At 66.1% G+C, this 26,199-nt stretch carries 22 protein-coding genes; 13 read left to right on the forward strand and 9 right to left on the reverse strand.

Features of this window, described 5'->3' with window-relative positions; all coding sequences use genetic code 11:
- Window positions 1–24: 24 nt before the first annotated feature.
- Window positions 25–483 carry a peroxiredoxin gene (locus tag EGT50_RS04075; protein ID WP_127951248.1) on the reverse strand — a complete coding sequence of 153 codons (459 nt, stop codon included), beginning with the start codon at window positions 481–483 and terminating at the stop codon, window positions 25–27.
- A gap of 58 nt (window positions 484–541) precedes the next feature.
- Between EGT50_RS04075 and EGT50_RS04080 the strand changes: the two genes are divergently transcribed.
- The 12 genes from EGT50_RS04080 (at window position 542) to EGT50_RS04135 (ending at window position 18,426) form a co-directional block, all read left to right on the forward strand.
- Window positions 542–2,140, forward strand: a complete 1,599-nt coding sequence (locus EGT50_RS04080) for an anthranilate synthase component I (RefSeq protein ID WP_127951249.1) — start codon at window positions 542–544, stop codon at window positions 2,138–2,140.
- A 6-nt stretch (window positions 2,141–2,146) separates the two neighbouring features.
- The gene (locus tag EGT50_RS04085; protein ID WP_127951250.1) at window positions 2,147–2,902 is read left to right on the forward strand and encodes a TIGR02234 family membrane protein; all 756 of its coding nucleotides are present in this window, start codon (window positions 2,147–2,149) and stop codon (window positions 2,900–2,902) included.
- Between the two features lie 77 nt (window positions 2,903–2,979).
- On the forward strand, window positions 2,980–3,789 hold the full coding sequence (gene trpC / locus EGT50_RS04090; protein ID WP_127951251.1) for an indole-3-glycerol phosphate synthase TrpC: 810 nt from the start codon (window positions 2,980–2,982) through the stop codon (window positions 3,787–3,789).
- A gap of 59 nt (window positions 3,790–3,848) precedes the next feature.
- Entirely contained in the window at window positions 3,849–5,177 is a 1,329-nt protein-coding gene (trpB, locus tag EGT50_RS04095) for a tryptophan synthase subunit beta (RefSeq protein ID WP_127951252.1), read from the forward strand.
- Window positions 5,174–5,977, forward strand: a complete 804-nt coding sequence (trpA, locus tag EGT50_RS04100; RefSeq protein WP_127951253.1) for a tryptophan synthase subunit alpha — start codon at window positions 5,174–5,176, stop codon at window positions 5,975–5,977. Before trpB ends, trpA begins: the two co-directional genes overlap by 4 nt.
- Complete coding sequence (gene lgt / locus EGT50_RS04105) at window positions 5,974–7,005, forward strand: prolipoprotein diacylglyceryl transferase (protein ID WP_127951254.1); 1,032 nt, start codon at window positions 5,974–5,976, stop codon at window positions 7,003–7,005. Before trpA ends, lgt begins: the two co-directional genes overlap by 4 nt.
- Window positions 7,002–7,712: a TM2 domain-containing protein gene (locus EGT50_RS04110; protein ID WP_235870544.1), complete on the forward strand. Its 711-nt coding sequence runs from the start codon at window positions 7,002–7,004 to the stop codon at window positions 7,710–7,712. Before lgt ends, EGT50_RS04110 begins: the two co-directional genes overlap by 4 nt.
- A gap of 280 nt (window positions 7,713–7,992) precedes the next feature.
- Window positions 7,993–12,573, forward strand: a complete 4,581-nt coding sequence (gene gltB, locus EGT50_RS04115) for a glutamate synthase large subunit (protein WP_127951255.1) — start codon at window positions 7,993–7,995, stop codon at window positions 12,571–12,573.
- Window positions 12,566–14,071, forward strand: a complete 1,506-nt coding sequence (locus tag EGT50_RS04120; protein ID WP_127951256.1) for a glutamate synthase subunit beta — start codon at window positions 12,566–12,568, stop codon at window positions 14,069–14,071. Before gltB ends, EGT50_RS04120 begins: the two co-directional genes overlap by 8 nt.
- Before the next feature lie 72 nt (window positions 14,072–14,143).
- On the forward strand, window positions 14,144–15,562 hold the full coding sequence (pyk, locus tag EGT50_RS04125) for a pyruvate kinase (protein WP_127951257.1): 1,419 nt from the start codon (window positions 14,144–14,146) through the stop codon (window positions 15,560–15,562).
- A gap of 39 nt (window positions 15,563–15,601) precedes the next feature.
- On the forward strand, window positions 15,602–16,480 hold the full coding sequence (locus EGT50_RS04130; RefSeq protein ID WP_127951402.1) for an acyl-CoA thioesterase II: 879 nt from the start codon (window positions 15,602–15,604) through the stop codon (window positions 16,478–16,480).
- A gap of 92 nt (window positions 16,481–16,572) precedes the next feature.
- Window positions 16,573–18,426, forward strand: coding sequence for an ABC transporter ATP-binding protein/permease (locus EGT50_RS04135; protein ID WP_127951258.1), 1,854 nt, complete (start codon window positions 16,573–16,575; stop codon window positions 18,424–18,426).
- A 113-nt stretch (window positions 18,427–18,539) separates the two neighbouring features.
- On the opposite strand, the gene EGT50_RS04140 is transcribed toward EGT50_RS04135, so the two are convergent.
- The 3 genes from EGT50_RS04140 to EGT50_RS04150 form a co-directional block, all read right to left on the reverse strand.
- On the reverse strand, window positions 18,540–18,872 hold the full coding sequence (locus EGT50_RS04140; RefSeq protein ID WP_127951259.1) for a transglycosylase family protein: 333 nt from the start codon (window positions 18,870–18,872) through the stop codon (window positions 18,540–18,542).
- Between the two features lie 515 nt (window positions 18,873–19,387).
- The gene (locus EGT50_RS04145; protein ID WP_127951260.1) at window positions 19,388–20,584 is read right to left on the reverse strand and encodes a lipid-transfer protein; all 1,197 of its coding nucleotides are present in this window, start codon (window positions 20,582–20,584) and stop codon (window positions 19,388–19,390) included.
- Window positions 20,581–21,030 (reverse strand): Zn-ribbon domain-containing OB-fold protein, encoded by a 450-nt coding sequence (locus EGT50_RS04150; RefSeq protein ID WP_127951261.1) that lies wholly within the window; start codon window positions 21,028–21,030, stop codon window positions 20,581–20,583. Before EGT50_RS04150 ends, EGT50_RS04145 begins: the two co-directional genes overlap by 4 nt.
- A 381-nt stretch (window positions 21,031–21,411) precedes the next feature.
- Between EGT50_RS04150 and EGT50_RS04155 the strand changes: the two genes are divergently transcribed.
- Window positions 21,412–22,254: an alpha/beta fold hydrolase gene (locus EGT50_RS04155; protein WP_127951403.1), complete on the forward strand. Its 843-nt coding sequence runs from the start codon at window positions 21,412–21,414 to the stop codon at window positions 22,252–22,254.
- A gap of 1 nt (window position 22,255) precedes the next feature.
- Here EGT50_RS04155 and EGT50_RS04160 read toward each other — a convergent pair whose 3' ends face one another.
- The 5 genes from EGT50_RS04160 to EGT50_RS17200 form a co-directional block, all read right to left on the reverse strand.
- Entirely contained in the window at window positions 22,256–22,969 is a 714-nt protein-coding gene (locus tag EGT50_RS04160; RefSeq protein ID WP_127951262.1) for a cation transporter, read from the reverse strand.
- Entirely contained in the window at window positions 22,969–23,298 is a 330-nt protein-coding gene (locus EGT50_RS04165; protein WP_127951263.1) for an ArsR/SmtB family transcription factor, read from the reverse strand. The genes EGT50_RS04160 and EGT50_RS04165 overlap by 1 nt, the downstream gene beginning before the upstream one ends.
- A gap of 98 nt (window positions 23,299–23,396) precedes the next feature.
- Window positions 23,397–24,275, reverse strand: a complete 879-nt coding sequence (locus tag EGT50_RS04170; protein ID WP_127951264.1) for a metal ABC transporter permease — start codon at window positions 24,273–24,275, stop codon at window positions 23,397–23,399.
- Window positions 24,272–25,015, reverse strand: a complete 744-nt coding sequence (locus tag EGT50_RS04175) for a metal ABC transporter ATP-binding protein (protein WP_127951265.1) — start codon at window positions 25,013–25,015, stop codon at window positions 24,272–24,274. The genes EGT50_RS04170 and EGT50_RS04175 overlap by 4 nt, the downstream gene beginning before the upstream one ends.
- Window positions 25,012–25,953 carry a metal ABC transporter substrate-binding protein gene (locus tag EGT50_RS17200; RefSeq protein ID WP_235870580.1) on the reverse strand — a complete coding sequence of 314 codons (942 nt, stop codon included), beginning with the start codon at window positions 25,951–25,953 and terminating at the stop codon, window positions 25,012–25,014. Before EGT50_RS17200 ends, EGT50_RS04175 begins: the two co-directional genes overlap by 4 nt.
- Window positions 25,954–26,199: the final 246 nt, after the last annotated feature.

A 26,199-nucleotide genomic window follows, 5' to 3' on the forward strand; every position in this document is an offset into this window, starting at 1 on the left:
CCACCCTCGAGCGGTCCGGCCGTATCAGGCGCGGTTGCGGACGAACTCGAGTGCACGGTCCGCGTGCAGATTGGCGCGCATCTCACTGGAGATCACTTCGAGCACCGTGCGGTCGGTATCGATGACGAACGTGCTCCGCTTGACCGGGGTGATCTTGCCCAGGAGGCCGCGTTTGACCCCGAACTGCTCCGCGACGGTGCCGTCCACGTCGGCCAGCAATGGGTAGCCGAACGACTGTGCCTGGGCGAAGTCGGACTGCTTCTCGATGCTGTCTCGACTGATCCCGGCGACGGACGCCCCGGCCTCGGCGAACTCACGCGCGAGGTCCCGGAAATGGCAGGCCTCGGCCGTGCACACCGGGGTGGATGCTGCGGGGTAGAAGAACAGCACGAGTGGTCCGTCCGCGAGCAGAGACGTCAATGTGCGACTGGTGCCGTCCTGGTCGGGAAGTTCGAACAAGGGTGCACGCTCACCTGGCTTCATGATCACTGACGCTACCCGCGACCGCAGCCGAGATCGATGTTGCTGGGATGATGGGTGCATGCGCGGCGAGTCCACCACCATCCCAGCAGCCACCTCGGCGGCCCCGAGCCAGGGGCTCGAGCACGATTCGACCACCACCCGCGACCAGTTCCGGACGCTGGCGGCGGAGCATCGTGTTGTCCCCGTCACCCGAAAGGTGCTCGCGGACGCCGAGACTCCGTTGTCGGCCTACACCAAGCTGGCGGGCAACCGTCCCGGCACGTTCCTGCTGGAGTCGGCCGAGAACGGACGATCGTGGTCACGCTGGTCGTTCATCGGGGCAGGCAGTCCCGCGGCCCTGACGGTGCATGACGGTGAGGCCGCGTGGTTCGGTAGCGTGCCCGCGGGTGCTCCTTCCGGTGGCGACCCATTGGTGGCCCTCGGTCGGACGCTCGAGTTGCTGCGCAGCGAGCGCCTCCCAGACCTGCCGCCACTGACGGGCGGCATGGTCGGTTTCCTCGGATACGACGCCGTGCGCAGGATCGAACGGTTGCCCAACCACGCTGTAGACGATCTCCGCATCCCGGAGATGGTCATGTTGCTCGCAACCGATCTCGCGGCGGTAGATCACCATGAGGGCGCGATCACGCTCATCGCCAATGCGGTCAACTGGGATGGCTCCGACGAGCGTGTCGACGCCGCCTACGACGATGCCGTCGCCCGATTGGACCGGATGACCAACGCGCTCGCGGCACACGCCCCGTCGACCGTGTCGACATTCGCGAGGCCGAAACCCGAGTACCGTCGCCAGCGAACCACCGAGGACTACGGTTCGGACGTGCGTCGACTCGTAGGGGAGATCGAGGCGGGCGAGGCCTTCCAGGTGGTGTTGTCCCAGCGTTTCGAAATGGACTGTGCCGCCGAGCCGATCGATGTCTATCGAATGCTGCGCGCGTCGAATCCGAGTCCGTACATGTACCTGCTGCAGGTGCCTGGCGGCGATGGCGGGACCGCCTTCTCGATCGTCGGCTCGAGCCCGGAGGCGCTCGTCACAGTCAAGGATGGCGTCGCTACCACGCACCCGATCGCTGGCACGCGGTGGCGTGGAGAAACCGAGGAGGAGGACATCCTGCTCGAGAAGGACCTCCTCGCTGACGAGAAGGAGAACGCCGAGCACCTGATGCTGGTTGACCTCGGTCGCAACGATCTCGGTCGGGTGTGCGAGCCCGGCACCGTCAAGGTCTACGACTACCGGCACATCGAGCGCTACAGCCATGTGATGCATCTGGTGTCGACGGTGACCGGTCGCCTCGTCGACGGGAAGCACGCCCTCGACGCGGTCACCGCGTGCTTTCCGGCCGGTACGCTGTCGGGAGCGCCGAAGATCCGCGCAATGGAACTGATCGATGAACTCGAGCCGACACGACGCGGTGTCTACGGAGGAATCGTCGGTTACCTGGACTTCGCGGGCGACGCCGACACGGCCATCGCGATCCGCACGGCACTGATCAAGGACGGCACCGCGTACGTGCAGGCCGGTGCCGGGGTGGTTGCTGACTCGGACCCGGTCTATGAGGACACCGAGTCCAGGAACAAGGCGATGGCGGTACTCGGTGCCATCGCCGCCGCGCAGACGCTGCGGCCGTTCGACGACGGCTCGGATGCGGGCATCGAGTGAACCCGGATGCGGGCATCCAATGAACCCGGAGGTGGGTACCCAGTGAGTAGGACCAAGACCGGCGCGCGTGCGACCCGGATCGCAGCGGTACTGCTGGCGGTTGCTGCGCTGTGCCTCTGGGCCGCATCCCGAATGACGTGGGTGACCGTCGCGTCTTCGGACGGACTGGGTGAGGACCGGGTGACCGAGTTGGACGGCGGGACCTGGGCGGCCGCGACGACGCCGCTCGCACTTGTGCTCGTCGCCGCGATCGCCGCCGCGTTCGCCGTGCGTGGCTGGCTGGTGCGCGTGGTCGGGATCCTCGTTGCGGTCGTCGCGGTGGTAGCCGCGCTCCCGGCGATAGGTCTGGTCACCGGCGGTGCGCCGAACGGTCGCGCCGCCGACATCGCCGGATTCGCGCGCGTTGCAACCCAGGTGACGGCCACCGAGGTCTCGAACGCGCCGGCCGTGCTCGTGCTGCTCGGTTCACTCCTTGCGCTCGCTGCTGCCCTCGTGTTGATTCGCAAACCCGTTGCGGCGGGGGGACTCTCGTCGAAGTACGACAGCCCTGCCGCACGGCGCGACGCGGCAGCCGCGCGCCCGCCGGGTAGCGGGAAGCAGGAACCACAGACCCAACGGATGCTTTGGGACGCCCTCGACGCGGGGGAGGATCCGACGGTCGACGACGCCGATCAGGGGCCTACCAGCGGTGAACCGCGCTCGGTGACGAATGACGTCAGTGAGGACAGCGGTCGTTCGGGTACCCGCCCGGAGAGCGACTGACTGAGGCCTCTACGCTGAGTCGAGATCCGATGACGTTGCTCACATCGGTTGACATGCCGGAAAGGACTCGAGCCACGATGACCGTTCTCGACTCGATTCTCGATGGGGTTCGCGCCGATGTTGCCGCCCGCGAAGCCGTCCTTGATCTTGCGGCGGTGAAGGACGCCGCGGCTGCCGCCCCGCCGGCGCTGGACGCGGCCGCCGCCTTGCGTGCCCCGGGTATCGGTGTCATCGCCGAGGTCAAGCGCGCGAGTCCGTCGAAGGGCGCGCTGGCTGACATCCCGGACCCCGCGGTTCTCGCATCCGCGTACGAGTCCGGAGGAGCGCGCGTGATCAGCGTTCTGACCGAGGAACGCCGTTTCCACGGATCGCTGGCCGACCTCGATACGGTCCGTCAGGCCGTCAACATCCCGATCCTGAGGAAAGACTTCATCGTCGGCCCGTATCAGATCCACGAGGCGCGGGCGCACGGCGCGGACGTCATCCTGCTCATCGTCGCCGCGCTCGAGCAGAGTGTCCTGGCCTCGCTGCTGGACCGGACCGAGTCGCTCGGCATGACCGCACTCGTCGAGGTCCACACCGAGGAGGAGGCGGACCGCGCTCTCGAGGCCGGAGCGAGCGTCATCGGCGTCAACGCCCGCAACCTCAAGACCCTCGAGGTCGACATGGACACCTTCGCCCGCATAGCGCCCGGGCTACCCACCGACGTGGTCAAGATCGCCGAGTCCGGCGTCCGTGGCACCGCGGACCTGCTCGCCTACGCGGGCGCCGGAGCCGACGCGGTGCTGGTCGGCGAGGGGTTGGTGACCAGTGGTGACCCGCGCGCGGCGGTCGCTGAACTGGTCACCGCCGGCGCCCATCCCTCGTGCCCCAAGCCTGCTCGCTGAGCTGCTCGGGCGCTGGACCCGACCGTTCGTTCTCGTCGGAATTGGGGCAGACTGGTGAGGTGAGTTCACGCAACGAGGCCCTCGTCTCCAAGGGTGGGAATCTACCCACCGCCAGCGCCGGTCTGACCGAGCATTCGGGACATGACCCCGATCCAAGCGGCCACTGGGGTGTATTCGGTGGACGCCACGTCCCCGAGGCCCTCATGGCGGTCATCGAAGAGGTTACGGCCGAGTATGAGAAGGCCCGTGCCGATACTTCCTTTCTGAGCGAACTGGACCGCCTGCAGCGCGACTACACAGGCCGTCCGTCACCGATCTTCGAGGCAACCCGGCTAAGTGAGCACGCCGGAGGTGCGCGGATCATCCTCAAGCGAGAAGACCTCAACCACACCGGGTCTCACAAGATCAACAACGTGCTCGGTCAGGTGCTCCTGGCGAGTCGGATGGGCAAGACCCGGGTCATCGCGGAGACCGGTGCCGGTCAACACGGGGTTGCCACAGCTACCGCATGTGCCCTGCTGGGAATCGAGTGCATCATCTACATGGGCGCGGTCGACACCCGACGCCAGGCGCTCAACGTCGCCCGGATGCGCCTGCTCGGCGCGGAGGTCGTGTCCGTCGAATCCGGTTCGGCGACTTTGAAAGACGCAATCAACGAGGCACTTCGTGACTGGGTCACGAACGCCGACCGCACCTACTACTGCTTCGGTACCGCTGCCGGACCGCACCCCTTCCCGATGATGGTGCGCGACTTCCAGCGCGTCGTCGGTCTGGAGGCGCGCGCCCAGGTTCAGGCCGCGACCGGACGACTGCCCGACGCCGTCGTGGCGTGCGTCGGTGGCGGTTCGAACGCGATCGGCATCTTCCACGCCTTCCTCGGCGATCCGTCGGTGAAGCTGGTTGGGTACGAGGCCGCCGGAGACGGCGTCGAGTCCGGTCGGCACGCCGCCACGTTCACCGGTGGCTCCCCGGGCGCCTTCCAGGGCGCCTACTCGTACCTTCTGCAGGACGACGACGGGCAGACGATCGAGTCTCATTCGATCTCGGCGGGTCTGGACTATCCGGGTGTCGGCCCCGAGCACGCTTACCTCAAGGACACCGGGCGTGCTTCGTACGAACCGATCACGGACGCCGAGGCAATGGACGCTTTCCTCCTGCTCTCCCGCACGGAGGGCATCATCCCGGCGATCGAGTCCGCGCATGCTGTGGCCGGCGCGCTCGAGCTCGGTCGCGAGTTGGGCAACGGTGCGGTCATCCTCGTGAACCTGTCCGGCCGCGGGGACAAGGACATGGACACCGCAGCGAAGTGGTTCGGGTTGATCGACGACGCCACGAGCAATTCGAGCAAGGCCACGAGCAATTCGAGCAAGAAGGGTACGACCAAGTGAGCCAACGAGAGTCACGCCTGGCGCCGACGTTCGCCCACTGCCGGGAGGAGAGGCGTGCGGCCCTCGTCGGCTATCTGCCTGCCGGCTACCCGGATGTGCCGCAGTCGATCGAGGTGTTCAAGGCGATGGTCGATTCGGGCTGCGACATCATCGAGGTCGGTGTGGCGTACTCCGATCCGGTTATGGACGGGCCGACCATCCAGGCGGCTGCCGAGACCGCGCTGCGCAACGGCGTACGGGTGCGCGATGTGTTCACCGTCGTCGAGGAGATCGCCGCTGTCGGCGGCAAGGCCGTCGTGATGACCTACTGGAACCCGGTGCTCAAGTACGGAGTCGACGCCTTCGCGCGCGACCTCGCCTCTGCCGGTGGCCTCGGCATGATCACGCCGAACCTGATCCCTGAGGAGGCCGGTGAATGGATGGAGGCGTCCGAGCGCCACCACCTCGACCGCATCTTCCTCGTGGCACCGTCGTCGACGGAGGAGCGTCTGGTGCTGACGCTCGAGGCGAGCAGCGGCTTCAGCTACGCGGCGTCGACGATGGGTGTCACTGGTGCCCGCGACAAAGTCTCCTCCATGGCGCCGGAACTGACGGCCCGTATCCGCGCGCACTCCGACATCCCGGTCGGTGTCGGTCTGGGTGTGCGTTCGGGTGCCCAGGCGGCCGAAATCGCGTCGTATGCAGATGCGGTCATCGTCGGTTCAGCGATCGTGTCGGCCGTCGAACAGGGACTCGGCGCGGTGCGGGCGCTGACCGCGGATCTCGCGCAGGGTGTGCGCTCGGCTAGCGTAGCCTCGTGACTTCTACGCAGCTGCTTGCTTATATCCCGAGTCCACCCCAGGGCGTGTGGCATGTGGGCCCACTTGCTCTGCGTGCGTACGCGCTGTGCATCATCGTCGGCATCATCGTCGCGATCGTGTGGGGTGATCGGCGATGGGTAGCCCGCGGCGGCGAGAAGGGAACCGTCCTCGACATCGCCGTCTGGGCCGTTCCGTTCGGCTTGATCGGCGGCCGCCTGTACCACGTGATCACGGACTTCCCGACGTACTTCGGTTCCGGCGGCAACCCCGTTGACGCGCTCAAGATCTGGCAGGGCGGCCTGGGAATCTGGGGTGCGGTGGCCCTAGGCGCGGTGGGCGCCTGGATCGGGTGCCGACGCCGTGGCATCCCGCTGCCGGCTTTCGGTGACGCGATCGCACCGGGCATCGTGCTCGCGCAGGCCATCGGACGCCTCGGCAACTGGTTCAATCAGGAACTCTTCGGACGCGAGACGACGGTGCCGTGGGGTCTCGAGATCTACGAGCGGGTCGACCCGTCGGGTCGTATCGACTCACTCAACGGTGTGTCGAACGGCGTCGTGCTGCAGGTGGTCCACCCGACGTTTCTGTACGAGTTGCTGTGGAATCTGCTCGTCGTGGTGATGCTGGTCGCGGTCGATCGGCGGTTCAAGGTCGGGCACGGCAGACTGTTCGCGCTGTACGTGGCGGGATACTGCGCGGGTCGTTTCTGGATCGAACTGATGCGTTCCGACTATGCGACCGAGATCCTCGGAATCCGGGTCAACTCGTTCACCTCGGCGATCGTGTTCGTGTGCGCCGTGGCCTACTTCGTACTCGCAAAGAAGGGCCGGGAAGATCCGGAGGAGTTGCAGCCGCACAGCAGTAGCCACGGGAAAGACCAGGGGACAAAAGACCAGGGGACAAACGACCACGGGGCAGACACGGACGGCGATGTTGTCACGACCGTGGGCAACAATGACCCGCATGAGTCCGCTGATTCAGAGCGGGCCGACACCGGTCGGTCCGATGTGAAGGGGGAAGAGAATTGACCGATGTCAGCAAACCGGGCGGCGGCGAGTCAGATCCGCAGGAACCTGATCGTCCCGCGACGCCGGCATTCGGCTCACCGTTCGACTACGACGCGACGGCCGAAGCGTCGCTGACCGAGTCGACATCGGGCACCGCAGCGGTGCCACCATCGGGTGGTAACAGTGCGGGCCCGGGCTGGGACACCTACTCAGGGGTCGGAAATGGTCCCGGCTGGGGAAGCGCGCCGAGCTACCCACCGCCCGCGAGCGATCCGCTGGCGTCCACGTCGGGTCCCGTCTACGGAACGCCCCAGCCCGAGTACGGCCAGCCGAGCGACACCACACCCCAACCATCGCCGAGCTACCCGCAGGTACCGACGTATCCGGCGGCCACCGGGTACCCGGCTGGCGCCTACGGTGACCCGAATGCCCCCTTCGGCCGGGACCCGATCACCGGCGACCCGTACTCGGACAAGTCCAAGACCACCGCGGGCCTCCTGCAGATCCTGCTGGGGTTCATCTCCCTGCCCGGGATCGGTCGGCTCTATATCGGCAGTGTGGGCATCGGCCTCACCCAGTTGCTGGTGTTCTGGCTGGGACTGATAACGACCATCCTGTTGGTGGGGTTTGTCATCTTCCCGGTCATCTGGCTCTGGGCCTTCGTCGACGGCATTCTGATGCTCACCGGCAGTGTCCGCGACGCCCACGGCCGACCGCTGAGGAGTTGACCTCCGGGGCTCACGATCCTGTCGGCACACCGCCCGCGCCGCCCTCCGGCGCGGACTGGGCGCGGTAGTGCCATCGCTTCGGGTGGCCTCGGCGCGGTAAACTGACCCGGCCGGGTATATGCAACCCGGCAACCTTCACGGGTCGACAGCAGTGCCGGTGGACCCCGATCGATGCAGTCAGCACCCGTATTAGGCGGCCGCCGCAAGGAAGCCGCCGGAAAAGTGCGAGACGCGCGATGGTCCGCAGCGAACACTCCGCGGGCCAGTGTGGAGGTGTTCGGTGCTGTACTCCCGGCAACCCGATTCACGCGGCCTCTATGTCCGAGATCGCGAATCTGACTCGTGCGGCGTGGCGATGGTCGCCGACGTCCACGGCCGCCGCTCGCACCGAACCATCGCCGACGCACTCCTCGCGCTCGAGAACCTCGACCATCGAGGGGCCGCTGGAGCCGAGGTCAACAGTGGCGACGGCGCTGGCATCCTGATCCAGCTTCCGGTTGACTTCCTGCGGGAGTTGGTCGACTTCGAGCTGCCGCCGCGGTCGGACGGTGCCGAGACATTCGCGGCCGGGATCTGCTTCCTGCCGCAGGACCCCGATCGACGGGCGTCCGCGCGCCAACGGGTCCAGGCCCTCGCCGCCGAGGAAGGAATCGAGATCCTCGGCTGGCACGACGTCAACGTCGATGCGCTCGGCGCCGATATCGGGTCGACGGCGCGCTCGTGCATGCCTCACATGACCTACCTGTTCGTGACGGTGCCGCCGATCGACGGTGTCCGGCCCGCCGGTGTGCACCTGGACCGGCGCGTGTACGGGCTGCGCAAACGCGCCGAACGGGTCACGTCGGCGATCACCGATGCCGGCACCGGCGTGTACTTCCCGTCCCTGTCGAGTCGGACGATGACCTACAAGGGCATGCTCACGACTGCCCAGCTAGCCCTGTACTTCCCCGAACTGCGCGATCCACGTATGACGAGCGCGATCGCCGTCGTGCACAGTCGCTTCTCGACGAACACCTTCCCGTCGTGGCCGCTGGCGCACCCGTTCCGGTACATCGCGCACAACGGGGAGATAAACACCGTGTGCGGGAACCGAAACCGGATGCGGTCACGTGAGGCGATGCTGGCGAGCAGTCTCATCCCCGGCGACCTCGAGCGGCTGTTCCCGATCTGCACTCCGGACGCGTCCGACTCGGCGTCGTTCGACGAGGTTCTCGAATTGCTGCACCTGGGTGGGCGTTCGTTGCCGCAGGCAGTGTTGATGATGATCCCGGAGGCGTGGGAGAACGACACGTCGATGACCGACGCACGCCGCGCCTTCTACCAATTCCACGCCTCCGTGATGGAGCCGTGGGACGGTCCGGCGTGCGTGACCTTCACCGACGGCACCGTCGTCGGTGCCGTCCTCGACCGCAACGGCCTGCGCCCGGGCAGGTGGTGGCACACGTCGGACGGGCGCGTTGTCCTCGCATCCGAGAGTGGGGTCCTCCCGATTCCGCAGTCCGAGGTGATTGCCAAGGGTCGGCTCGAACCGGGTGAGATGTTCCTGGTCGATACGGCCGAAGGACGCATCGTACCCGACGACGATCTCAAAACGCAGCTGAGCGAGGAGCAGCCCTACCGGGAGTGGCTACACGCCGGCCTGCTCGATCTGCGCTCCGTGCCGAGCCGCGGCCGAATTCCGCACGACCATGAATCGGTCGTGCGCCGTCAACAGGTCTTCGGTTACACCGAGGAGGAGCAACGCGTGCTCCTTGCGCCCATGGCCGCCTCGGGTGTCGAGCCCCTCGGATCGATGGGGACCGACACCCCGGTCGCGGTGCTGTCGCGGCGGCCGCGCCTGCTGTTCGACTACTTCGTCGAACTGTTCGCACAGGTCACCAATCCGCCTCTCGACGCGATCCGGGAGGAGATTGTCACCTCGCTCCGGCGGGTCATGGGCCCCGAGCAGAACCTGCTGGAACCGACCGCGGCATCGTGCCGTCAGATCGTCCTGTCGTGGCCGGTACTCGACAACGAGGAACTCGGCAAGATCATCGACGTGAACGCCGACGGAGACTGTCCGGGCTTCGCAGCGACGGTGTTGCGCGCGCTGTACGACGCGGATGGCGGCGGCGATGGCATGGCGGTAGCGATCGAGGATCTGTGCGAAGCAGCGAGCGCGGCCATCAAGAACGGATGCCGGACGCTCGTGATCTCCGACCGGGATTCCGACCACTTGCGTGCGCCGATCCCGTCGCTGCTCGCGGTGTCGGCTGTCCACCACCACCTGGTTCGTACCAAGGAACGAACGAAGGTGGCGTTCGTCGTCGAGTCCGGCGATGCTCGCGAAGTCCACCACATCGCATTGCTGATCGGGTTCGGTGCTGCGGCTGTCAACCCCTACCTTGCGATGGAGTCGATCGAGGATCTCGTCGCCGAGGGAGAGTTGACCGGTGTCGAGTCCTCGGTTGCCGTCCGAAACTACCTGACGGCACTCGGGAAGGGCGTACTCAAGGTGATGTCCAAGATGGGCATCTCTACCGTCGGCTCCTACACCGCCGCACAGTGTTTCGAGGCGATCGGACTCGCGCATGACGTCGTCGACGAGTACTTCACCGGCACGGTGAGCCGTGTCGGGGGAGTGGGGTTGGACGTGTTGGCGAGGGAAGTGGAACTGCGCCACCGTGCGGCCTATCCCGAGAACCCGTCATCGCTGGTCCATCGTCGTCTCGACGTCGGTGGCATCTACCAGTACCGCCGCGACGGCGAACTGCACCTGTTCACGCCGGAGACGGTGTTTCTGCTCCAGCACGCGACCCGGACCGGACGTGAGGAGGTGTTCGAGCGGTACAGCGCGGAGGTCGATCGGCTCTCGGAGGAGGGGGGCACCCTGCGTGGACTGTTCGCGTTCCGGCGGGGACTGCGGCCACCGGTTCCGCTGTCGGAGGTCGAACCCGCCGAGGCGATCTTCGGGCGCTTCAATACCGGAGCGATGAGCTACGGGTCCATCTCGGCCGAGGCCCATGAGACCATCGCGGTGGCGATGAACCAGATCGGCGGGCGGTCGAACACCGGCGAGGGTGGCGAGGACGTCGACCGACTCTACGATCCGCTTCGACGCAGCGCCGTGAAACAGGTAGCGAGCGGACGATTCGGGGTGACCAGCGCCTATCTCGTCAACGCCAGCGACATCCAGATCAAGATAGCGCAGGGCGCCAAGCCCGGTGAGGGAGGCCAACTCCCGGCGTTCAAGGTGTATCCGTGGATCGCGCGGACGCGGCACTCCACACCCGGTGTGGGGCTGATCTCGCCGCCCCCACACCACGACATCTACTCGATCGAGGACCTCGCCCAGTTGATCCACGATCTCAAGAACGCCAACGAACAGGCACGTGTGCACGTCAAGCTGGTCAGTTCGGTCGGTGTCGGTACGGTCGCGGCCGGGGTGAGCAAGGCCCATGCTGACGTCGTGCTCATATCCGGGCACGACGGCGGTACCGGAGCGTCGCCGCTGACCTCGCTCGAGCACGCTGGGCTGCCGTGGGAGGTCGGCCTCGCCGATGCCCAGCAGACCCTCGTGCTGAACGGCCTGCGCGACCGAATCACGGTGCAGTGCGACGGTGGACTTCGCACCGCGCGCGACGTCGTGGTCGCCATGTTGCTCGGCGCCGAGGAGTTCGGGTTCTCCACCGCTCCGCTGATCGCGGCCGGATGCATCATGATGCGGGTGTGCCATCTCGACACGTGTCCGGTGGGGATCGCCACGCAGAACCCGGAGTTGCGCAAGCGGTTCACCGGCAAGCCCGAGTTCGTCGCGGAGTTCTTCCGCTTCGTCGCCGAGGGTGTGCGGCGTCACCTCGCTGAACTCGGGTTCCGCAGCGTCGACGAGGCTGTGGGGCACCCCGAGCTGCTCGAGACGGCGATCGGGGTCGCGCACTGGAAGAGCCGCGGACTGGATCTGAGCCCGATCTTCTCGACCGAAGAGCCCGCGACGGGTGACGGTCTTCCGCAGCGTCGGCGAGTGCGCGCCCAAGAGCACGGCCTCGACATCGCCCTCGACCGCACGCTCATCCAACTGGCGGAGGGTGCGCTCGAGGACGCAATGCCAGTGCGTCTCGAACTGCCGGTCCGGAACGTCAACCGAACCGTCGGCACGCTACTGGGATCCGAGGTGACCCGACGCTACGGAAGCGCCGGCCTGCCCGACGACACCATCCGCATCCAACTCGAGGGCTCGGCCGGTCAGTCGCTGGGTGCCTTCTTGCCGTCGGGAATCACGATCGACCTCGTCGGAGACGCGAACGACTATGTGGGCAAGGGTCTGTCAGGCGGCCGGATCGTCGTCCGGCCGGCCGACGACGTGCTGTTCTCGCCGGAAACGCAGGTGATCGCGGGCAACACCCTGCTCTACGGTGCAACCGCGGGAGAGGCGTACCTGCGCGGACAGGTGGGTGAACGGTTCTGCGTGCGCAACTCGGGGGCGGTCGCGGTGGCAGAGGGCGTCGGCGACCACGCGTGCGAGTACATGACCGGCGGGCGGGTCGTCGTGCTCGGGCCGATCGGCCGGAACATGGCCGCCGGGATGTCGGGCGGGATCGCGTTCGTGCTCGACGGCGATCCCACGAGGATCAACCAGGCGATGGTGACCCTGCAGCAGCCGAACGGCGACGACTTGCGATGGCTGCGGGTGGTGGTCGAGCAGCATTTGCGCTGGACCGGTTCCGCCGTCGCGGCGTCCGTCCTGGCCGACTGGCCGAGGCGGTCGGCACTGTTCACGAAGATCCTGCCGGTCGACTACCAGCGGGTGCTCGAAGCGACCCGGAAGGCGCGCGCGGAGGGTCTCGACGTCGATACCGTGATCATGGAGGCGGCTCGTGGCTGATCCGCAGGGGTTTCTGCACGTCGACAAGCAGGAGGCGCGCAAGCGCCCGGTTTCGGAACGTGTTCAGGACTGGCGGGAGGTGTACGAACCGCAGTCCGCGAGCGAACGTGCCCAGGAGGTCTCCGAGCAGGCCAGCCGCTGCATGGACTGCGGCATTCCGTTCTGCCATTCCGGGAGCTCGGGCTGCCCTCTGGGGAACCTGATACCGGAGTGGAACGACCTGGTGCGCCGGGGGCGTTGGGATGCGGCAGCGGAACGGTTGCACGCGACCAACAACTTTCCCGAGGTCACCGGCCGTGTGTGCCCCGCACCGTGCGAGACGGCGTGTGTGCTCTCGCTCGCGGACACCCACACGACCGGTAGCGTCACGATCAAAAGGATCGAGCAGGCGATCGCCGACATCGCTTGGGAGAAAGGCGAAGTGGGACCCGTCCTGCCGGCGCTCAGCACCGGCAAGCAGGTCGCAGTTGTCGGCTCCGGGCCGGCGGGACTGGCGGCGGCACAGCAACTGACTCGCGCCGGACACGAGGTGACGGTGTACGAGCGTGACGACAGATTGGGCGGTCTGCTGCGGTACGGAATCCCGGCGTTCAAGCTCGAGAAGTCCGTTCTGGATCAGCGATTGAGCCAGATGCGTGTGGAGGGAACGCGTTTCGTCACCGAAGTCGAGGTCGGGGTGGAGCTGCCGGTGTCCTCGCTCATGTCACGGTTCGACGCGGTCGTCCTGGCGACCGGGGCGCTGAGGGCACGGGACAACCGGGAAGTGGTCGGACGAGATCTCGACGGTGTGCATCTGGCGATGGAACATCTTGTCGCGTCCAATCACGAGTGCGAGGGCGACGGGCCGTCACCGATCACAGCGCGGGGCAAGCACGTCGTGATCATCGGCGGGGGCGACACGGGTGCCGACTGCCTGGGGACGGCGCACCGGCAGGGGGCACTGTCGGTGACGCAGCTCGACTACAACCCGGCGCTACCGGTCGAGCGCGACGAGTCGTCGATGCCCTGGCCGGCATGGCCGATGATTTTACGGACCTCGCCCGCCCACGCCGAGGGTGGTGTACGACGTTACGAGGTTGCGGTTCAACGCTTTCTGGGGGACGCCGAAGGGCATGTCAGGTCCATGATTCTGGCAGAGGTGCGACTCGGGCGCGACGAAACAGGGAGGCGCCAGATCGTCCCTGTCGGCGAAGAGATTGAATTGCCTTGTGATCTGGCCCTTTTCGCGATCGGTTTCGAGGGAACGGAAACCGGACCGCTGCTGGACGGTCTCGGTCTCGAGACCAATCGCCGAGGGACACTCTCGTGTGGTTCCGACTGGCAGACAGCCACCCCTGGTGTTTTCGTGTGCGGCGACGCGCACCGCGGCGCATCACTGGTGGTGTGGGCGATCGCGGAGGGACGATCGGCTGCACGCGGAGTCGACGAGTACCTGACCGGAAGTTCCGAGTTGCCCGCATCGGTCCATCCCACAGCGCTGCCGCTGACCGCGGTATGACGCTCACACAGACGTCATCGGGCCGCCACCTCGCCGATAGAGTTCGTTCCTGAAGTTGACTAGGCTTTCCCCGTGACCCGACGCACGAAGATTGTCTGCACCCTTGGTCCTGCAACCGCTACCGATTCCCGTGTCCGTGAGCTCGTCGAGAGTGGGATGGATGTGGCGCGACTGAACTTCAGCCACGGTGAACATGCCGATCACGAGCAGAATTACCAGCGCGTACGGAAGGCGGCGGAGGCGAGCGGGCGTGCGGTAGGAATCCTCGCTGACTTGCAGGGACCGAAGATCCGCCTCGGGCGTTTCGTCGAAGGACGGACGGTGTGGGAGACCGGGGAGCAGATCCGGATCACCGTCGCCGACTGCGAGGGCACCCACGACCGCGTCTCGACCACGTACGGGCAACTCGCCGAGGACGCCAAGCCCGGCGACCGGTTGCTCGTCGACGACGGCAAGGTCGGGCTGGTGGTCGAGCACGTCGAGGGCGACGACGTGGTGTGCAGGGTCACCGAGGGCGGCCCGGTCAGCAACAACAAAGGCGTCTCGCTGCCGGGAATGAACGTGTCGGTTCCGGCTCTGTCGGAGAAGGACATCGAGGACCTCGAATTCGCACTCGCCCTCGGAGTCGACTTCGTCGCGCTCTCGTTCGTACGCTCGCCCGCCGATGTCGAGCTGGTCCACGACGTGATGGACCGCGTCGGCCGCCGGGTGCCGGTGATCGCGAAGCTCGAGAAGCCCGAGGCGATCGAGAACCTCGAGGCCGTCGTGCTGGCGTTCGACGCCGTGATGGTCGCCCGCGGTGACCTCGGCGTCGAGCTGCCGCTCGAACAGGTCCCGCTCGTTCAGAAGCGGGCGATTCAGATCGCACGTGAGAATGCGAAACCGGTGATCGTCGCCACACAGATGCTCGAGTCGATGATCGAGAACTCCCGTCCGACGCGGGCCGAGGCTTCCGACGTCGCGAACGCGGTCCTCGACGGCGCCGATGCGGTGATGCTCTCCGGTGAGACATCGGTGGGTAGCTACGTGATGGAGACGGTGCAGACCATGGCCCGGATCCTCGAAGCGGTCGAGACCGACCCCACGCGGGTGCCACCGCTCACGCATGTCCCACGCACCAAGCGCGGCGTCATTTCCTACGGTGCCCGTGACATCGGGGAGCGCCTCGACGCCAAGGCGCTGGTCGCGTTCACACAGTCCGGCGACACCGTGCGCCGCCTCGCGCGCCTGCACTCCCCGCTACCGCTGCTCGCGTTCACCCCGCTCGAAGAGGTGCGTTGCCAGTTGGCGCTGTCGTGGGGCACCGACGCGTTCCTCGTCGACCCGGTCGACTCGACCGACCAGATGTTCTTCCAGGTGGACCACGCGCTGCTGTCCCTGGGCCGCTACAACCGCGGCGACCTCGTGGTGATCGTCGCAGGATCGCCGCCCGGCACCGTAGGCTCCACCAACCTGATCCACGTTCATCGGATCGGGGAGGAAGACCACTAGGAACTGGGGAAGGATGCACGGGTGAACAACGTGCGGGCGGTGCCCGATCCAGCGAGGTCGGCCGACCTGGAGACCCTGTTGGCGCTTCTGGATCTCGAACGGGTCGGTGACGACACATTCCGCGGACGGCACCCCGACCGGGTCGGCAGTCGAACGTTCGGCGGGCAACTGGTGGCCCAGGCGTTGGTGGCGGCGGATCGGACGGTCGACGGCGACCGTCCGATCCACGCGACCAACGCCCACTTCATCCGCGGCGGCGACGTCAAGGCTCCGATCGAGTACCGGGTCGAGCGTCACCGCGACGGGCGAGCGTTCGCCAACCGCCAGGTCACTGCCTACCAGGACGGCAACGTCGTGTTCTCGATGTTCGCCGCGTTCCAGGACGGGGCCGGCGGCCTCGAACACAGCGTCGAGATGCCGCAGATCGAGCCTCCCGAGGGGCTGCCGTCCTTCGAGGACCACATCGCCGGGTACGAAGATCGGCTCCGCGGGTTCGTCGACGCGCTCAAGCCGATGCAGATGCGCTACGCGAACGATCCGACGTGGGTGCTCAAGGGAACCGGCGAACGCTTGAACCACAACCGGGTGTGGATCCGGACCGACGGCGTGCTGCCGGACGACGCGTGGGTGCACAGTGCCGCACTGGCGTACTCGTCCGACACGACGGTGCTGGACTCGATCCTCACGACCCACGGGCTGTCGTGGGGCCTGGACCGAATCGTCGCGGCGACCGTGAACCACTCGATCTGGTTCCACCGACCGTTCCGTTTCGACGAATGGGCGCTCTACGCGACGGAATCTCCGGTGGCGTCCGGTTCGCGCGGATTGGCCACCGGAAGGTTCTTCACGCGCGACGGACTGCTGATCGCGACGGTGGTCCAGGAAGGTGTGATCCGGCACTTTCCGGCGCGACGTTGATCGCGGTTCGATGCTTAGCATCGGCAGTTTCCGCCAACCGTAGATAGAATTCGGGTTCTCCTTTACGGCACGCCATCGTCGATGGGGGAGTGATGCGGAACGAACCGTTCGACTGGAACCATGAGGTGGTCGCGAGTCTGCTCTGGACATCAAGAGCGTTCGCGATCGCTTTTGTGTGTTTAGGGATCGTTGGCTACTTCCTGATCCGCTACACGCAGTGGGCACGGCAGTTCTGGATGATCTCCGGGTCCTATTTCTCGAACCGCGACAGCTGGCGAGTGTGGTTGTCGATCGCGGTGATGCTCTTCCTGACGGTGATGGGCGTGCGGGTGACGATCCTCATCTCGTATCAGGGCAACGAGATGTACACCTCGCTCCAATATGCCGCGCAAGCGTTTTCCAGCGGTGACGGCGCGGCGCTGAACGAGGCGAAATCGAGCTTCTGGCGTTCGATCGTCGTATTCACGGTGCTCGCGACGATCCATGTGGTTCGTTCCCTGCTCGACTACTACGTCGGCCAGGCTTTCGTCATTCGGTGGCGGGTCTGGCTCACCGACCGGATGACGTCGGATTGGCTCGATGACCGCGCCTACTACCGCGGCCGGTTCATCGACAAGGGCATCGACAATCCCGACCAGCGCATCGAGACCGATGTGACCGACATGACCACGATGACCCAGTCGCTCTCGATGGATCTGGTTACCGCTGTGACATCGGTGGTGGCGTTCACCAAGATTCTGTGGGATCTGTCAGGGCCGCTGACGCTGTTCGGGCTGGAAATACCTCGCGCGATGGTCGTGCTCGTCTACGTCTACATCCTGACTGCGACAGTCATCGCCTTTTGGATCGGCCGCCCGTTGATTCGACTGAACTTCTTGAACGAGCGCTTCACCGCGAACTTCCGCTACGCGCTGGTCCGCCTGCGGGACCGGGCCGAGAGCATCGCCTTCTTCCGCGGCGAAGCCGTCGAGAGGACCGGCTTGCTGGGCCGATTCGCGTCAGTGATCGCCAATGCCTGGCAGATCGTCTTCCGGACGGTGAAGTTCAATGGATTCAACCTGGGGGTCAGCCAGGTGGCGGTGGTGTTCCCGATCGTCCTCCAGGCGCCGCGATTCTTCGCCGGGGCGATCACGCTTGGTGACATCACCCAGAGCTCGACCGCGTTCGGGCAGGTGTCGGATTCACTGTCATTCTTCCGGCAGTCGTACGACGACTTCGCTGGTTACCGGGCGAGCCTGATTCGGTTGAGCGGTTTGTTGAGTGCCGACGAGCGGTCCCGCGCACTCCCGGCGGTCCGCACCGAGCACCTCGACCGAGCGGTCGAGCTGTCCGGCGTACGAGTGAACCTGCCCGACGGGCGGCCCCTCGTCGAGGGGTTGGACTTGCGCCTGACCCCCGGTGACGCGCTCTTGGTCACTGGGGCGTCAGGGAGCGGCAAGACTACGTTGTTGCGAACGCTCGCTCAGATCTGGCCCTACGCCGACGGGACGGTGCGCCGGCCCACAGGAACCAAAGCGCTGTTCCTCTCCCAGTTCCCGTATCTCCCGCTCGGTGATTTGCGTGATGCCGTGGCGTATCCGGCTCGTGCGCTCGAACTGGGCGATGATGCCATCCGAGACGTGCTGCGAAAGGTGGCGTTGGGTCACCTTGTCAATCGCCTTGACGAGCAGTCGGATTGGGCGTCCATCCTCTCTCCTGGGGAGCAGCAGCGGGTCGCGTTCGCACGCATCCTGCTGATCCGGCCACAGGTGGCGCTCCTCGACGAGGCCACCTCCGCGGTCGACGAGGGGCTCGAGTACCAGTTGTATCGGTTGGTGCGCGAGGAAGTGCCCGAGTGCATGCTCGTCAGCGTCAGTCATCGCAGCACCGTGGACCAGCATCACACGCGACGACTGGAACTGCTCGGCGGGGGGCCGTGGCGGATGTCCGAAGTCGTGGTGAACTGAGGGAAACACCGAATCAGGGTCAAGACTCCGAATCAGCCAAAGCCCGAGGGCATTTCGCGCACAGCGATCTCAGGATGCCGATGCGCGAAATGCCCTTGGCGTGGTCTCGGATGTCACAGATACTGCCCGCAGGTCGGCCAGGCACCAACCCCCTGGCCGGCGAGGATGGACTCGGCGACCTGGATCTGGGTGTCTTTGGAGTATTGGTGCGGCAGGCCGGCACCGCCGCCGTATGAGCGCCAGGTGGGCTCGCTGATCTGCAGACCGCCGTAGTAGCCGTTTCCGGTGTTGATGCTCCAGTTGCCGCTGCTCTCGCACTGTGCGACCGCGTCCCAGTTGCCAGATGCCGCATTCGCGGGTGTCACCGCGATGGTGAGCGGCGCGGCGACGAGTGCGATTGTCGCGGCAGCGGTGCCGAGCATGCGTTTGACGGTCGAATTAGACATGGGTGTGTCGTCCTCTCTGTAGTAGAGAGCGAGGGTTTTGGTACGCTTCGCGGCGTTGAAGGGTCAGCCGCAGCGTGATCCCTCGCCGTGCCCCGGAAAGGTCTTTGTGTGTCCGGTCCCGCTGGGGCAGAATCAGCGGTCTTGGAGGCGGGAAGCCGGTGCCCGGTGTGTCGAGCCGCACACGACGCTAGGACGGATCTAACATCCCGTCATCCCACAAATTTCTGGTACGGCAGTCCAGCAAATATGATGTATTCCTCATATTTTCGCAGGTGAGAGACTCGATCCCGATTGCCTTTCGAAATTTGACCTCAATCCAATGTGTGACGAAGGTCACTTCAGTGGTGTGACATGCGTCATTCCCGAACCCTCGCAAAGGGTGCGGATGGTGCCGATTCGGTGCGTCAAATGCCCCTGCGCGAGCCGAGGGCACTCGGGGTCGTCGACTGGGGGACGCAAAACGCTCCCCACTCTTCAGGAGTGGGGAGCGTAGAAGCGTGAACCGCGCGGCTCGGTCAAGCGGCGGCGATCACCGACGAGCCATGGCCGAACAGGCCCTGGTTGGCGGTGATGCCGATGCGAGCGCCGTCGACTTGACGCCCCTCGGCCTGACCACGCAACTGCCAGGTGAGCTCGCAGACCTGTGCCAGCGCCTGGGCGGGAACCGCCTCGCCGAAGCAGGCCAGACCGCCCGACGGGTTGACCGGGATGCGGCCACCGATGGTGGTCTCGCCGGCGCGTAGCAGACTCTCTGCCTCGCCGCGCTTGCACAGTCCGAGGTCTTCCATCCAGTCGAGTTCGATTGCGGTGGCGAGGTCGTAGACCTCGGCGACGTCGATGTCCTCCGGCGAGATGCCGGCCTCCTCGTACGCCGCGTGGCCGATCGACTCCTTGAACGTCAACTCGGGAGCGGGGACGGCCGACGCGGACTCCGTGGAGAAGTTCGGCATGTCCATGATGGTCTGCGGGAACGTTGGCGTCACCGTCGAGATCGCCTTGATCCGAACAGGATTGGCGATCCCCTTCCTGCGGGCGTACTCCATCGAGGTGAGGAGGACGGCGGCGCCACCGTCCGAGGTAGCGCAGATATCGAGCAGGTGCAGCGGGTCGGCGACCACCGGCGACGCGAGCACGTCTGCGACATCGACCTCCTTGCGGTAGCGCGCGTACGGGTTGCTCAGGCCGTGCTTGGCGTTCTTGACCTTGACAGCGGCGAAGTCCTCCGGGGTAGCGCCGTAGAGGTCGATGCGGCGCCGAGCGTTGAGCGCGAAGTATGCAGGGTTGGTCATGCCCATCAGGCGGAACCGTAGCCAGTCCGGATCATCCCAGCGCTCACCGGCATTCGGGGCCAGGAAGCCCTTTGGGGTGGTGTCGGCGCCGACGACGAGGGCGACGTCGGACAGGCCGGCCAGGATCCGCGCACGTGCGGTGTCGAGGGCCTGCGCACCAGTGGCGCACGCCGCGTACGACGTTGCGACGCGGGCACCGTTCCAGCCCAGGGCCTGAGCGAATGTCGCGCCGGCGACGTATCCACCGTATCCGTTGCGGACCGTTTCGCCGCCAACGATCAGATCGACGTCCTGCCAGTCGATGCCGGAGTCGGCGAGCGCGGCGCGCGCAGCGGCGACACCGTACTTGACGAAGGGGTGGCCCCACTTGCCCCAGGCGTGCATCCCGACGCCGACGACGGCCACATCGTTGTTGGTGTTCATCCCTGCGCCCCGTTCTCTGCTGCGACCGGCTTCCAACGCCAGATGCTGCGCGCTCCGGTCTCGTCCGTGTAGAGGGTCTCGACAACGAGTTCGACCTCGTTGCCCACCTTGAGGTCGCCGACACCGTATCCGTCGGCGACCTGGCCGAGGACGACGAGGCCTTCGGGCAGTTCGACCGCCGCGATCGCGAACGGAACGTAGGGATCGGCGTTCGAGATGTAAGGGGCCGGCGGCTTGTACTGCGCATCGGTGTACGACCACACCGTGCCGCGCCGTGACAGCTCGACGTCGTCGAACTCCTCGCCGGAGCAGGCCGGGTTCTTGCAGAAGGTGGTCTCCCGAGGGAAGGAGATGGTGCCGCAGGACCGGCACGAGGTGCCGATCAGGGCCGGCTCCGGCCCGGTGGTGAACCAGCCTTCGACGGCCGGTGTGGCGGTGTCGCTCATGCAAACCTCATCTGCTTGTCGAGCCTGTCCGGGCGCACCTCGGCGACCGGAATAGGAACAGGTTGCAGTATTGCATGAGTTAACTGATTCCTGGTATGCAATCCCAGTGCGCCGGACGGGCCTCCCCAGGAGGCCGGGCTTCGACCGCACTCCTGGCTCCCCGGAAGGGATCGCAGCTTGGGGCATCGGGAGTGCAATGAACAACTGACCGAAAGAGACCGACGAGTCGGTGACCTGCGTCAGCGTCCGGCTAGGACTACGAATCGCGACGCAAAAGCAAACGCTTGAAAGTGTGCCATGGTCGGCCGCCAGAGCGTTATCGTTGTTCCGACTCGTCGGAGGTGTGCTTTGCCCAGAGTGACTACCGGTCTCGAGGATCGGATGATCAGTCTGCGGGACGGTCGGTCGATGGGATTCGCCGACTACGGCCCGGCAGACGGTTTCGCTGTCATCAACGCACACGGCGGACTGTCGTGCCGTCTCGACATCAGGGCGGCGGCCCCGACAGCCGAAGCTGCTGGTATCCGACTGATATCTCCCGACCGTCCGGGGATCGGTCTGTCCGATCCGAGTCCGGGGCGCACCGTCTTGGACTGGGCGGCAGATGTGGAGCAACTGATCGATCAACTCGGCATCGATCGGGTGGGCGCGCTCGGCTGGTCGATGGGCGGCCAGTATGCCGCCGGGCTCGGCTACGCGCTGGCGTCACGGATCAGCCGGGTTGTGATCGTTGCGGGGGCACTGCCGTTGACAGAGGACGGCGTCATGGCCGGGTTGACGCGCATGGATCGCTGGTGCACACGCATATCGCAGCGTTGCCCCGCTCTGGCGACGGGCTGGTTTGGCGCGATGTCGGTCGCGGCCCGGTGCATGCCGAAACGATTCGCATGGTTGGCCGCCCGCGGGCTCGGTCCGGCGGATGCCGAAATGGTGCACACGTTCCGGCGGGACTTCGCAGCGACCCGAGGGGAGGGGTTGCGTGCGCCGGCCGGTGTCGTCGAGGAGTATCGGGCCTGGGCCCGGCCGTGGGGTTTCGCCCCCGAAGACCTAGAGGTTCCGGTGGACGTCTGGTGGGGTGACGCCGATCATCTGGTACCGAGGGAATGGCCCTCCGAACTCGCGACCCGAATCCCCAAGTCCACCTTGAATATCGGCACCGGTGGCCATTTCATGGCGCACCTGCACTATCGAGCGATACTCGACTCGTTTTCTGATGCCGCTTGACTCATCGAGCGCCGCTCGACGCCGCTGCGCAGCAGGCACAGTCACTGTCGGCCGAGGGCGCGGTGGCTGACGATGGGAGGCAGCAAGTGTCGCCCTTCCAAGCGTTCAGGCCCTCCTTGGCCGCGATGGCGGCGATGATGAGGGCCGCGATCGGGTCGGCCCAGGACCAGCCGAGGAGGCTGTTGAGCAACAGACCGACCAGCAGCACACCGGACAAGTAGCTGCACAGCAGTGTTTGCTTGGAGTCGGCGACCGCGGAGCGAGAACCGAGTTCGCGGCCAGCGTGCCGCTGTGCCCACGACAGTGCTGGCATGATCGCGAGGCTGACGGCCGCAAGGGCGATACCGACCATCGAGTGTTGTGCTTCGCCGAACCCGAACAGAGCTCGGGCGGCGTCGACGCTCACGTAGGCGGCGAGGCCGAAGAAGGAGAACGCGATGATCCGCAGCGTGATCTGCTCCCGAGCCTGCGGGTCCCTACCGGAGAACTGCCAGGCCACGGCCGCTGCCGATGACACCTCGATCACCGAGTCCAAACCGAACCCGATCAGCGCGGTCGACGACACCCGCACGCCCTCGGTGAGGGCGACCGCGGCCTCGATCACGTTGTAGCTGATGGTCGCTGCCACGAACCATCTGATCCGGCGCGACAAGACCTGCCGCCGACGGGCGGTAGGCGCGGAACCGCGCGCGGGCGTTTCGAGTTCGGCGCCCATCAGCAGCACCCGTCGGTGTCGGCCTCCGGGCAGCAGGAAGGATCGACCGCCAACACGAGCCCGATCAGATCGTCGAGCGCATGCCCTATCCTCGGGTCCGCCAACTCGTAGCGTGTCCGTCGGCCTTCCGGGGATGCGACGACCAGCCCGCACCCCCGCAGGCAGGCCAGATGATTCGACAGCGTCTGCCGGGACACCCCGATCTGCTCGGCCAACACCGATGGATACCCGGCACCGGACCGCAGGGTCAAGAGGATCTGGGTGCGCGTGGTATCCGACAGGGCATAGCCGAAGCGGGCCAACGCATCGCGATGGATCAACGTCTCCACCGTTCGATAGTACATCAAAGTCTGTATACAGAAACCGCTGAATCCATCGTTGTCGAAGATCGCGCCCTCGGCCCCACCGGGTGCAGGCAGACGTCCGGTCAGAGAACTGCTCGTTGTCGCGCAAGGCGACGGCGCCGAGCGATCAGGCGAGTGCCGACGAGTCCGTGCCACGGACTGAATAGGTAGACCAGCGCGAAGGCGATGCCTTGGGCCAGAACCACCATGCCGCCTGACGCGGTGTCGAGGTGGTAACTCGCGTACAAGCCCACCACCGAACACACAGCCGCCAGGACCGGGGCTATGACGAGCATGCGCCCGAACCGATCTGTAAGCAGGTAGGCGGTCGCGCCGGGGATGATCAACATCGCGACGATCAGTACGACGCCGACCGCCTGCAGTGCGACTACTGCGGTCAGCGCGAGCAGGCCGAGCAACGCCGCTCCGAGCAGGCGTGGACTCAGACCGATCGCGTGGGCGTGTGTCGGATCGAATGCGTACAAGGTGAAGTCCCGGCGTTTGAGTGTCAGCGCTGCGAAGACGATTGCGGCCAGGATCGCCACCTGGATCAGGTCCGAGCGTGAAACACCGAGCAGGTTTCCGAAGATGATGTGGTTCAGGTCGGTCTGGCTGGGGGTCACTGAGATCAATACGAGGCCGAGCGCGAACAGGGTCGTGAACACGATGCCGATCGCCGCGTCCTCTTTCACTCGGCTGGTGCTGTGTACGGCGCCGATCAGCGCGACCGCCAGGAGTCCGAAGATCACTGCCCCGAGCGCGAACGGTGCTCCCGCGATGTAGGCGAGCACCACCCCGGGCAGGACGGCGTGCGAGACGGCGTCGCCCATGAGGGACCATCCGATGAGCACCAGCCAGCAGGAGAGCATCGCGCACACGACCGAGGCGATCACCGTGGTGGCAAGCGCGCGGACCATGAAGTCGTAGCGCAGGGGATCGAGGAAAAAGTCGACGACAATCACCGGTGGCTCCCATCGGGCTCCATGACGTCCAGTCCGAATGCACGCGCGAGATTCTCCGGCAGCAGGACCTCGTCGCAGCTGCCGTGCATCAGCACGGTATGCATCAGCAGGACCGCTTCGTCGGCGAGTTGCGGTAGCGCATGCAGGTCGTGGGTGGACACCAGCACCGTGGCGCCACCGGCGGCCGATTCGCGCAGCAGTCGGGTGATCGTCGCCTCGCTACGTTTGTCGACCCCGGCGAACGGTTCGTCCAGCAGCAATATAGTGGCGCCCTGCGCGATGCCGCGCGCGACGAAGGCGCGCTTCTTCTGTCCGCCGGAGAGTTGACCGATCTGGCGGTCCGCCAGATCGGTCAACTCCACTCGTTCGAGAGCGTGCTCGACAGCGTCGCGATCGGCCCGGCGCGGCCGGCGCGTGAACCCCATCCGGCTGTACCGGCCCATCATCACCACGTCCCGCACGGTCAGCGGGAAGGACCAGTCCACGTCCTCGCTCTGGGGGACGTAGCCGATCACTCCGGATCCGCGTGCCGACGAGGGGGATCGACCGTCGATTGTCACGGTTCCGGTGTCTGGCTCGACCAGTCCCATGATGGTCTTGAACAGAGTCGACTTGCCGGAACCGTTCATCCCGATCAGGCCACACACGCGGCCGTGTGCGACCGTCAGGGAGACGTCCCGCAGGGCGAGGACCTCGCCGTAGTGGAAGGTGACGTCCTTCACGCGGATCGCATCCGTCACTGCCGTTGCCCTCCGTTCAGTCCCGCGATGATGGTCTCGGCGTCGTGGCGGATCAGATCCAGGTACGTCGGGACGGGCCCACCCGGTTCCGAAAGCGAGTCGACGTAGAGTGTGCCGCCGAACTCTGCTCCGGTGGCCGAAACGACCTGCTGCATCGGCGCGTCCGACACCGTCGACTCGCAGAACACAGCCGGAACCTGTTGCGTCCGAACGAACTCGATCGCCGACGCGATCTGCTTCGGCGTGGCCTGCTGCTCGGCATTGACCGCCCAGATGTACTTCTCGGTCAGCCCGGCGTCACGGGCTAGGTATGAGAAGGCGCCCTCGCAGGTCACCAGCGCGCGCTCGTTCGGTGGCAATGCACCGAGTGCGGCGACGAGGTCGTCCTGCACCTGCTGCAGTTGCCCCTTGTACGCGTCGCCGTTTGCTTCATAGGCCGACGCATTCTTCGGGTCGAGGTCGCTGAACGCGGTCACCATGTTGTCGACATAGGTCTGCACGTTGATCGGGGACATCCACGCGTGTGGATTGGGCAGCCCCGCATAGGCATCCTCGGTGATGCCAACCGGCTCGATACCCTCGCTGACGACGATGTGCGGAACGTCGAGGCCTTCGACGAACTGCGCGAACCACGCCTCCAGATTCAGGCCGTTGTCGAGGATCAGGTCGGCCCGGGACGCCTTCTTGATGTCCCCAGGGGTCGGCTCGTAGCCGTGAATCTCGGCCCCCACCTTCGTGATCGACTCGACCTGGAGATGGTCGCCGGCGACGTTGCCGGCGATGTCGGCCAGGACCGTGAACGTGGTCAGCACGACCGGCTTGTCTGCCTCACCGCCGTCGTCCGCAATCGAACAAGCAGAAAACGACAGTCCCACGGCGGCGACCAGCGCGGCGATCGATACCCGAGACCCGCGTCCCCACACAGCAAAGTTTGGCATCCCGAAATTGTATGGGTGGGATAGACGAACTATCAAATGGGGTACTTCGGTCAGCGTTGCATTCGCAGTCCCCGAGTGCCGAGGGTGTTCCCGACGCGAGTGCACACCCGAGGGGGCGCTCGGGGTGCACCGACCGCCCCTTCCCCGACGTCGATAGGTTCGACGGCCCGTCAGAGCGCCGCGCGTAGCACCGACCCGCCTCGGCGTAGTCAGCACGGGCCGCCCCCCCGCGACGCGGCCGTCTCC

Source organism: Rhodococcus xishaensis (genome assembly GCF_004011825.1).
Classification (GTDB): Bacteria; Actinomycetota; Actinomycetes; order Mycobacteriales; family Mycobacteriaceae; genus Prescottella; species Prescottella xishaensis.